The 6,373-nt window shown below is 68.2% G+C and carries 4 protein-coding genes; 3 read left to right on the top strand and 1 reads right to left on the bottom strand.

Annotated features, from left to right (window positions below; translation table 11 throughout):
- Positions 1 to 144 precede the first annotated feature (144 nt).
- Entirely contained in the window at positions 145 to 2,451 is a 2,307-nt protein-coding gene (locus ACWDSI_RS19410) for a protein kinase domain-containing protein (protein ID WP_449757530.1), read from the top strand.
- A gap of 61 nt (positions 2,452 to 2,512) precedes the next feature.
- Here the strand turns inward: ACWDSI_RS19410 and ACWDSI_RS19405 are convergent, their stop codons facing one another.
- Complete coding sequence (locus tag ACWDSI_RS19405; protein WP_449748124.1) at positions 2,513 to 2,992, bottom strand: Hsp20/alpha crystallin family protein; 480 nt, start codon at positions 2,990 to 2,992, stop codon at positions 2,513 to 2,515.
- Between the two features lie 140 nt (positions 2,993 to 3,132).
- Between ACWDSI_RS19405 and ACWDSI_RS19400 the strand changes: the two genes are divergently transcribed.
- Positions 3,133 to 4,365 carry an alkaline phosphatase family protein gene (locus tag ACWDSI_RS19400; RefSeq protein ID WP_449757529.1) on the top strand — a complete coding sequence of 411 codons (1,233 nt, stop codon included), beginning with the start codon at positions 3,133 to 3,135 and terminating at the stop codon, positions 4,363 to 4,365.
- A 207-nt stretch (positions 4,366 to 4,572) separates the two neighbouring features.
- Entirely contained in the window at positions 4,573 to 6,198 is a 1,626-nt protein-coding gene (gene groL, locus ACWDSI_RS19395) for a chaperonin GroEL (RefSeq protein ID WP_449748122.1), read from the top strand.
- The last annotated feature ends 175 nt before the right edge of the window (positions 6,199 to 6,373 follow it).

Raw genomic sequence — 6,373 nt, 5'->3', positions numbered from 1 at the left:
ACGACCGCAAACACCCCTTCGTGTGGACGAAACCGGTCGAGGAGATTCTCAAGAAAGCTCAACCGAAAACCAACTAACGAAACGCGACACTAGCGTTGCCCTGATCGCCGGGGGTCGGGCCCGGTCGGAGTTGTGGGGGTGGGCGTGGCGGTACTCGAACCGGGTTCGGTGTTCGCCGGGTACACCATCGAACGGCTCCTCGGTGCCGGCGGTATGGGTGAGGTCTATGTGGCACGCCACCCCCGGTTGCCGCGGCGGGACGCGCTCAAGGTGCTCGCCGCACAGTTCGCCGCCGACGAGCAGTACCGTCGACGATTCGAGCGCGAGGCCGATCTCGTCGCCGCCCTGTCGTATCCGGGGATCGTCACCGTCTACGACCGCGGCGAGACCGCCGGTCGATTGTGGATCGCGCTGGAACTGATCGACGGCCCCGACATGAACGTCGTGCTGAGCCGGGCGCCGCACGGGCTGCCGGCCGCCGAGGTGTCCCGGGTGGTCGACGCCGTGGCCGAGACCCTGGATTTCGCCGGTGCCCGCGGACTGGTTCATCGCGACGTGAAGCCCGCGAACATTCTGACGTCGTCGGGCCGGGTGCTGTTGAGCGACTTCGGCATTGCGCGGATGGGTCCCGGCAACTCCGAGCTGACGCAGACGGGGATGGCACTCGGCACGCTCAGCTACGCCTCGCCGGAGCAGATGAGCGGCGGCATCGTCGACACCCGTGCCGACCAGTACTCGTTGGCGTGCAGCGCATTCCATCTGCTCACCGGTGATCCGCCGTTCACCGGGAGTACCGCGGCGGGTGTGATCGTGGCACACGCCACCATGCCCGTTCCCAGTGTGGTCGCGGCGCGACCCGACCTTCCGCCGGCGGTGGATCAGGTCTTCTTCCGCGCCATGGCGAAGCGGCCCGATGATCGGTTCCCGTCGAGTCGGGCGTTTGCCGCTGCGCTGAAATGGGCACTGAGCCAACGAGGATCGGACGCCACGCAGGTGCGGGTGCCGGGGCCGGCCGGCGCGCCCCACGCCGGATCGTCGTCTCCGGCGTTCGCGAGCACGGCACACGCGGCCGGTGCTCGTCCGGAAGTGTTCGGTCCCACGCAGCACCGGCACTCGGGTGGGCCGGCGTCCGTGGGCCGCAAGCGCTCGCCGAGGCGGTGGCTGATCGTGGCCCCGGTGCTGGCGCTGGTGCTCGTCGTGGTGGCGGGGGTGGTGTCGTGGCAGGTGTTCGGCGGCTCCCCCGGACACGATCTGCCACACAAACCGGTGACGCCGCAATTCGCTTCGCTGGCAACGCAACCGACCAAACCGGTGTGGGCCTTCGCGCCGAAGGGCACTCTGGGCGTACCGCAGGTGGTCGGGGGCGACGAGAAGCTGGTGTTGTTCCTCGTGTATCAGGACGGGTACCGGCTCACCGCGGTCAATGCCGACACCGGTGCACCCACCGGCGCCCCGCCGGTGGTGCTGCCCGTCGGATCGGCCGACCGCCCGATCTCCCTGCATTGTGCGGTGAACGAGCCCGCGACCGGCGCGGTCTGTGCGTGGGCCGAGGGCGGCTCGGCCGACCGTTCGCGACTGGTGGTGATCGACATCGCCCGCGGCGCAGTCACCGCCGATGTCAGCGGGTCGTCCGTGCCGACGGTGCTGGCGGCGGGTGAGCGTCTGGTGGCGGTGATCGGCCGGGGCTCGTCGAACCTCGTCGCACGTTCCTATGATGTCTCGGGCACATCGGTTGCCGAAGTGCCCCTGGTGCTTACTCAGGGGTATGGCCCCGGCAGTGTGGTCATCGACGGCCCCACCCCTTATCTGAAGGTCGACACCCCGATCGCGACCGGTGCCCTCGGAAACAAGCTGAGTAGCAAGGTGATTCGCCTCAGTGACGGCAAAGTGATGGCGACGAGGGACTTTCCACTCGACAATCCGTCCGTCCTGAACGCATTTCCGGGCGGTTTCGCTTTCTCGCAGGCCGGTAGCCGAGCAGAGATCTTCGACGCCGACGGCACCAAGACCGCCGACATCGACGAGGGCTGGACGCTGGCCGTGCCCCAATCCCTCGACTTCCGCGACAACCAGACGATGGTGGTCAGCGCGATGTCGTTACCGGTGGCGACGAAGGGCTCCGAAGTCGGAGCCGTCGATCCGTCGTCGGGAAAGATCATCTGGCATCACCGGGCTGCCGATTCCGGCACCGTGAAGGGAACGTCCACCGCGGTGATCGTCGGCCATGAGGTGTTCGATGCGTACTCCGGTGATCAGATCGGCGAGCGCATCCCCGACTCGACCGATCTGCTCGGTACCGACGGCCGGCGGCTGGCGTTGCTGCGCACGTACCCGTCGTCGGTGATGACCAGCGGCGCGGGCGCCGGCTGGGAGTTGTCGAACCTCGACACCGGTGAGGTGGTTGCCGCGGTGGGCGGCAGGCTCTACATCGGCGGGCAGCGGGCGCTGTGACGAAAACCGCCCGGACACAACGTGTCCGGGCGGCCGGGTCACGACAGCAGTGACAGGGGGATCAGCTGTTGTCGGACGATTCGGTGATCTCGATCTGACGGGCCTGAGCCGGTGCGGCCTTGGCGAGTTCGAGCTTCAGGACACCGTCGGTGAGGGCCGCGGACACCTTGTCGCCGTCGACCTCGCCGGGCAGGGAGAGGCGGTAGTCGAACTTGCCGGTGCGACGCGTCTGGTGACGGATCTCGCCGGTGCGCTCGGTCTCGGTGGTCTCGCCGTGGACGTGGAGCACGTTGTCGTCGAGTTCCACCGTGATGTCGTCGCGCTTGATGCCGGGCAGTTCCGCCTCGACGATGTAGGCGCCCTCGGTCTCCTCGACCGTGACGGCCGGGGTCCACGCAGTCTCGAACCGCGACGGTTCGACGCCGGCGAAGGCGGTGTCGAAAAGGTCGATCAGTCCGCGGTCATCGAAGAACCGGAACGGGCTGAACACCGACGGAGCGGCGGTGCGACGGACAGGAACGAAGCGAGCATTGGTTGCCATGACTGGTGTCCTCTCATCTCGAGCGGTAGTGATTATGTCAAGTGGAGCGTAACACGATCAACTTTTATTCCGGAAGTCGATGACCGGCGGTCGCGGGGTGTCGGGTGGCGTGCGCGTCGCGGGGAGCAGAGTGTGTAGACATGTCGAGCGATCCCCTCGAGGAGCTCCCGCCGAGCAGGTGGGCCGAATATCCCGACACCCTCGCCGACGTCCTGCCGTGGATCGCCGGCGGGTTCCGTGCCGGGGTAGCCCCGCACAGTGGCACGCCGCCCAGCACCGCCCTGCCCGCACTCGATGGATCGGACGTCGTATTACTCCTGGTCGACGGCCTGGGGGAGAATCAGCTCGCCGCGCATGCCGACGCCGCGCCCACCCTTGCCGGCCTCCGGGCCGGGACGCTGCGTGCCGGGTTCCCGTCGACCACCGTCACCTCGATCACCAGCCTGATGACCGGTGCGCCCGCCGCCACGCACGGGATCATCGGCTACAGCTTCCGGCCCGAGGCCGCGGTGCGGGTGGGCGATACGGCGCGTGTGCTCAACGCGCTGCGCTGGACGCTCGACGCCGGGAACGGGCCGTCGGCCCTCGACATCTATCCGACGGGGCGCGTCGCGCCGTCGGCCGGTCGCGCCCTCGCCGATCTTGCGGCGGCCGGCGTGCGCACCTTCACCGTGATGCCCGGTGTGTTCCGCGGAACCGGATTCACCCAGGTGGCCTTCGGTTCGTCGGCCCGGTACATGCCCGCCGCCACGCCGGACGAGTTGCGTGCCGGCGTCGCCGCCGCGTTGACGCGTGCGGTCTCCCGGTCGCAGTGGCCACGCTTCGTCTACACCTATCTCCCCGACCTCGACGCCGCGGGCCACATGCACGGCCCGGGGTCGGAGGCCTGGCTCGCGGCGCTACGAACCGTCGACGCCTTCGTGGCCGACCTCCTCACCGACCTGCCCTCGGGGGTCGCGCTGGTGGTGACCGGCGATCACGGCATGCTCGCGGCAGGCGAGGTGATCGACCTCGACGCCGCCGACGACCGGGCCGACGACCTCAACCGCGCGGTGGAGGCGATCGCCGGTGAGGCGCGGGCGCGGCACGTCTATGCGGTCGAGGGCGCTGCGGCCGACGTCGCCGCCACCTGGTCGGAGCTGCTGTCGGGCGACGCCACCGTCGCCACCCGCGAACAGGTACTCGACGAGGACTGGTTCGGCGCCGGCGACCTCCCGCCCGGACGCGTCGGCGACGTGGTGGCCGTCGCGGGTGGGCGCACCATTCTGGGCAGGTTCGTCGACGAGCCGAACGAGACGCGGATGGTGGGCCATCACGGCGGGTGGACCGCCGACGAGTTGCTGGTGCCGCTGCTGTTCGCCCGCGGCGAGTGACCGGCGTGTTCGCGCGCCGCGGACAACGTGCCGCCGACCTTGCACTCACCATGGTCGAGTGCTAAAACGGTCATTGGCACTCACGTACGGTGAGTGCTAGGTCGGGACGGTGAGATCGGCACCTGACACGCCGGTCGTCCGTCGCGGGCACCGATGTTCCGGCCATACCGAACCTAGTGTCACCCCCTATCGGAGGATCACTTACCCATGGCCAAGCAAATCGCGTTCGACGAAGAGGCCCGCCGCGGCCTCGAGCGGGGTCTCAACAGCCTCGCCGACGCAGTCAAGGTGACGTTGGGACCCAAGGGCCGCAACGTCGTTCTGGAGAAGAAGTGGGGCGCCCCCACTATCACCAACGACGGTGTCTCCATCGCCAAGGAAATCGAGCTCGAGGACCCGTACGAGAAGATCGGTGCCGAGCTCGTCAAGGAAGTTGCCAAGAAGACCGACGACGTCGCAGGTGACGGCACCACCACCGCCACCGTGCTCGCCCAGGCGCTCGTGCGCGAGGGTCTGCGCAACGTTGCCGCCGGCGCCAACCCGCTGGGTCTCAAGCGCGGCATCGAGAAGGCCGTCGAGGCCGTCACCGAGTCGCTGCTCAAGAGCGCCAAGGAGGTCGAGACCAAGGAGCAGATCGCTGCCACCGCGGGCATCTCGGCCGGCGACGCATCCATCGGCGAGCTGATCGCCGAGGCGATGGACAAGGTCGGCAAGGAAGGCGTCATCACCGTCGAGGAGTCCAACACCTTCGGGCTGCAGCTGGAGCTCACCGAGGGCATGCGCTTCGACAAGGGCTACATCTCGGGCTACTTCGTGACCGACGCCGATCGTCAGGAAGCCGTCCTCGAGGACCCCTACATCCTGCTCGTGTCGAGCAAGATCTCGACCGTCAAGGACCTGCTGCCGCTGCTGGAGAAGGTCATCCAGGCCGGCAAGCCGCTGCTGATCATCGCCGAGGATGTCGAGGGCGAAGCCCTCTCGACCCTGGTGGTCAACAAGATCCGCGGCACCTTCAAGTCCGTCGCCGTCAAGGCTCCGGGCTTCGGTGACCGTCGCAAGGCCATGCTCGCCGACATCGCCATCCTCACCGGTGGCGAGGTCATCAGCGAAGAGGTCGGCCTCTCCCTGGAGACCGCCGGACTCGAGCTGCTCGGCCAGGCCCGCAAGGTCGTCGTCACCAAGGACGAGACCACCATCGTCGACGGTGCCGGCGACGCCGACGCCATCGCCGGTCGTGTGGCCCAGATCCGCAGCGAGATCGAGAACAGCGACTCCGACTACGACCGTGAGAAGCTGCAGGAGCGCCTGGCCAAGCTGGCCGGCGGTGTTGCGGTGATCAAGGCGGGCGCGGCCACCGAGGTCGAGCTCAAGGAGCGCAAGCACCGCATCGAGGACGCCGTCCGCAACGCGAAGGCTGCCGTGGAAGAGGGCATCGTCGCCGGCGGTGGCGTGGCCCTGCTGCAGTCGGAGCCCACCATCGACGGACTCACCCTCGACGGTGACGAGGCCACCGGCGCCAACATCGTCAAGGTTGCGCTCTCGGCCCCGGCCAAGCAGATCGCCATCAACGCGGGCCTCGAGCCCGGTGTTGTGGCCGACAAGATCCTCAACTCGCCGAAGGGCACCGGCCTCAACGCCGCCACCGGCACCTACGAGGACCTGCTGGCCGCCGGCATCAACGACCCGGTGAAGGTCACCCGCTCGGCGCTGCAGAACGCTGCGTCGATCGCGGCCCTGTTCCTCACCACCGAGGCCGTCGTCGCCGACAAGCCGGAGAAGAACCCGGCCCCGGCCATGCCGGGCGGCGACGAGATGGGCGGGATGGGATTCTGATCTCGTCTCCGACGAGGATGGGATTCTGATCTAGCTCAGAACTCAACGCACACAACGCGTTACACACCGAAGGCCGGTCACCCCACGCGGGTGGCCGGCCTTCGGCATGTGTCGTGTCTGATCGTCGGGACAAGAGCCGATGCTGATACAACCGCGGCCACACAGCAGCTTCGCG

The sequence above is a fragment of the Gordonia sp. NPDC003429 genome (assembly GCF_053588575.1).
Note: the sequence above shows the minus strand (reverse complement) of the source record. Positions and strands in the feature narration are given on the sequence as shown.

Coding starts and splice junctions, on each gene's coding strand:
- ACWDSI_RS19405 (WP_449748124.1), bottom strand. CDS start 2,992: ATGGCAACCAATGCTCGCTTCGTTCCTGTCCGTCGCACCGCCGCTCCG.
- ACWDSI_RS19400 (WP_449757529.1), top strand. CDS start 3,133: ATGTCGAGCGATCCCCTCGAGGAGCTCCCGCCGAGCAGGTGGGCCGAA.
- groL (WP_449748122.1), top strand. CDS start 4,573: ATGGCCAAGCAAATCGCGTTCGACGAAGAGGCCCGCCGCGGCCTCGAG.